Origin of the sequence: Marivita sp. (assembly GCF_022763305.1) — a bacterium.
Taxonomy (GTDB): Bacteria; Pseudomonadota; Alphaproteobacteria; order Rhodobacterales; family Rhodobacteraceae; genus Marivita.
Genome location: NZ_JALEGT010000111.1, coordinates 1 through 2919, shown reverse-complemented (window position 1 = coordinate 2919; position 2919 = coordinate 1). Strand labels below are relative to the sequence as shown.

3 protein-coding genes are annotated in these 2919 nt (G+C 61.2%); 1 reads left to right on the top strand and 2 read right to left on the bottom strand.

Annotation, left to right across the window (positions count from 1 at the left end):
• Positions 1-94: 94 nt before the first annotated feature.
• On the bottom strand, positions 95-373 hold the full coding sequence (locus tag MRY75_RS19545) for a helix-turn-helix domain-containing protein (RefSeq protein WP_292309652.1): 279 nt from the start codon (positions 371-373) through the stop codon (positions 95-97).
• 117 nt (positions 374-490) lie between these two features.
• Between MRY75_RS19545 and MRY75_RS19540 the strand changes: the two genes are divergently transcribed.
• Entirely contained in the window at positions 491-1606 is a 1116-nt protein-coding gene (locus MRY75_RS19540) for a tyrosine-type recombinase/integrase (RefSeq protein ID WP_292309651.1), read from the top strand.
• A 12-nt stretch (positions 1607-1618) separates the two neighbouring features.
• Here MRY75_RS19540 and repC read toward each other — a convergent pair whose 3' ends face one another.
• Entirely contained in the window at positions 1619-2899 is a 1281-nt protein-coding gene (gene repC / locus MRY75_RS19535; RefSeq protein WP_292309650.1) for a plasmid replication protein RepC, read from the bottom strand.
• Positions 2900-2919 lie beyond the last annotated feature (20 nt).

Here is a 2919-nt window from a genome sequence, read left to right as displayed (position 1 = left end):
TGACCATCAGACCAGCCAGAAATTGGGGAACGTGACGCCGTTCATTAAATGTTCTCCCTTAGAGTAATTCTACGCACAAACCTTCCGATGGGGCCTAGAAGCCTTTGAAATGGTGGACCACAATCGCCTCCACCGCCGGGTCCAAGGGCAGCATGCCCGGTTTGCGGCCCGACGTATTCGGCAGGAGCGCACTGGTCCGCGCATCTTCCCGGAACTGCCTCGCTAAACGATAGACCGTCGCCCGGCTGACGTCCAACTGCCGCATCGCCCGAGTAACGTCTCCTTCGGTGAGCTGTTCCGGCAGCTCGGCAAGCACTCTTGCGCGAAACTCGGCTTCTTCCCAGTCTTGGTCAGGCACGGGATTATCGGACATGACTTGAACGACGCACGGATGCTGTGTAGTCTCACGAATAGCGACTCACATCCGTATACAGTCTCATGATTTCCGACTCAATCTCGAAAACGAAGAACCGGCAAAGTCTTGAAAACAATGGACCTCAGTCTCAAGAATTCCGGCAGACCGACAAAATCGAGCTCAGACGTGGCAATCGGGCCTTCGTCCAACGAGGACAACGAGAGAGATCGTCCTGACGGCGAGGCCTTGAGCCTTCCGACCTTTGTTGCCGGCTCCGGCACCCTCGATCGCCTGGTCGACACCGCCCGCGACTATGCGCGCGCGGCAGCGTCAGACAACACGCTGAAAGCCTATGCGAAGGATTGGGCGCACTTCGCGCGCTGGTGCCGGTTGAAGGGCGCGGAACCGCTGCCGCCATCGCCGGAGATGATCGGGCTCTATCTCGCGGATCTGGCCTCCGGTTCAGGCCCATCCGCTGCCCTATCGGTCTCGACGATCGACCGGCGTCTCTCGGGTCTCGCCTGGAACTACGCGCAGCGGGGATTCACCCTTGATCGCAAGAACCGGCACATCGCCACGGTGCTGGCCGGGATCAAGCGCAAGCACGCACGTCCTCCGGTGCAGAAGGAAGCGATCCTGGCCGAGGATATCGTCGCGATGGTTGCCACCCTGCCCTATGATTTGCGCGGGCTACGGGATCGGGCAATCCTTCTCCTCGGATACGCCGGAGGCCTGCGCCGCTCAGAAATCGTCAGCCTCGATGTCCACAAAGACGACACGCCGGAGTCCGGCGGCTGGATCGAGATCTTCGAGAAAGGCGCCCTCCTGACCCTCAACGCCAAGACCGGTTGGCGTGAGGTCGAGATCGGCCGCGGCTCTAAGGATCAAACCTGCCCAGTGCATGCTCTCGAGCAATGGCTGCACTTTGCGAAGATCGACTTCGGCCCTGTCTTTGTAGGGACCTCGCGCGATGGCAAGCGCGCCCTCGATGCCCGGCTCAACGACAAGCATGTGGCCCGGCTGATCAAGCGCACAGTCATAGATGCGGGCATCCGCTCCGAACTGCCCGAAAAGGACCGCCTGGCGCTGTTTTCTGGCCACTCGCTGCGCGCCGGCCTCGCCAGTTCGGCTCAGGTCGACGAGCGCTATGTCCAAAAGCAGCTGGGGCACGCCTCGGCCGAGATGACCCGCCGCTACCAGCGCCGTCGCGACCGGTTCCGCGTGAACCTGACCAAGGCCGCTGGTCTCTGACCCCCTGCCCCATCACGCCGCCTGCCCGCTGAGCCTGCCATAGAAGCTGCGCTCGAGATGCAGCTCCCCTGCCCCGGCCTTCTCGACCATGCCGCGCAGATAGCCGCCCGGCGAGGAAACTTCCCCTGCGCAATGCTTCTCGAAGACCAACGCCAGCGCTGCTGTCGCCACCTGTTTGCCCAACCGGTCCTGCGCCACGTTCCAGGCATGCTCGGACACCCCGATCATCGGTCTGAGTTGACCCGCAACCCGGTGCAGATCGCCCCAATCCTTCAGGAACCCGCCCATATTGCGCGCCCAGGACGCGAATTCGGGACAAGCCTGCATAACCGTGGGCAGATCCAGCGCTGCGCGTTTCCTGCGCACCTCAGCCACCCACTCTTCCAGCTCCCTATCAACTTGTTCTTCGGGATGAGCATTGGGCACCACGGCCGCGACTTCCTCATTTTCTGAGGAATTACTAGTTACAGGATTAAGTTGGTTTGTAATTAGTATATGAGGGTCAGAAATGGCCTCCCTGGGGTTCATTTCTGGAGTCTTCTCATAAACTTGTTCCTTGGTTTCGGGCGTGTTTTCCACAAGCTGAACAACCTCGGTTGCCTTGAGATAGGCCGCTTCGACGCGCTCCTGAAGTTCCTTGAACCAGGTTAGCAGCCGCTCAAGCTGTTCGGAGGCTTCGTGACGGCGCGGAAGCCGCTCCAGAAGCTCCTCGAAGAGACCTGTGAATTGCGTCCAGGGCCCGCGCAGCGCGCTGCTGACGGCCGCCTCGATCCGCGCGCGGATCATGCGGCGTACCACGGTGATCTGACGCTTCAGGCGTTGGCAGAATTCGCGCTCGGCCTGCAAATCGGTATGCAGTTCCTCGAACTCCTCGACGCGGGCAGACAGCGGCGACAAATCGAAGCCATAAGCCTCGACGATGCGCCCCTCAGCGTCCCTACGGCCCCATCGCTTGCCGTTGGGGCTGTCCTGGAAGGAGATCACGCCGATCTCGGCCAGGCGCCGTGCATGGCGCTTGAGCGCGGAGAGCGAGAAGCCCGTCTGCTCCATCAGATAGGCATTTGACGCCCAGACGATCGGGCGCTGCCCCTCCTCCCAATCTTGGGCCTGGGTAAACGCCCCGAGCGTATCGAGGAGCATCATGTCTCCGGCCTTGAGGCCAATGTAGGCTCCTACCCGCTTCACGGCCACGAAAGCCCGCGTTTTGGGTACAGCTACCTGTTCACCGGCTTGGGCAAGCTGCTCTGCAATGCCAAGACCCGGTGTCGGCTTGCGCCAACCTGTATGTTTCATGGATAGTTCTCGCCTCCTCT

Excerpts from the sequence above, each read along its gene's own strand:
- MRY75_RS19545 (WP_292309652.1), bottom strand. The coding sequence starts at position 373 with ATGTCCGATAATCCCGTGCCTGACCAAGACTGGGAAGAAGCCGAGTTT.
- MRY75_RS19540 (WP_292309651.1), top strand. The coding sequence starts at position 491 with ATGGACCTCAGTCTCAAGAATTCCGGCAGACCGACAAAATCGAGCTCA.
- repC (WP_292309650.1), bottom strand. The coding sequence starts at position 2,899 with ATGAAACATACAGGTTGGCGCAAGCCGACACCGGGTCTTGGCATTGCA.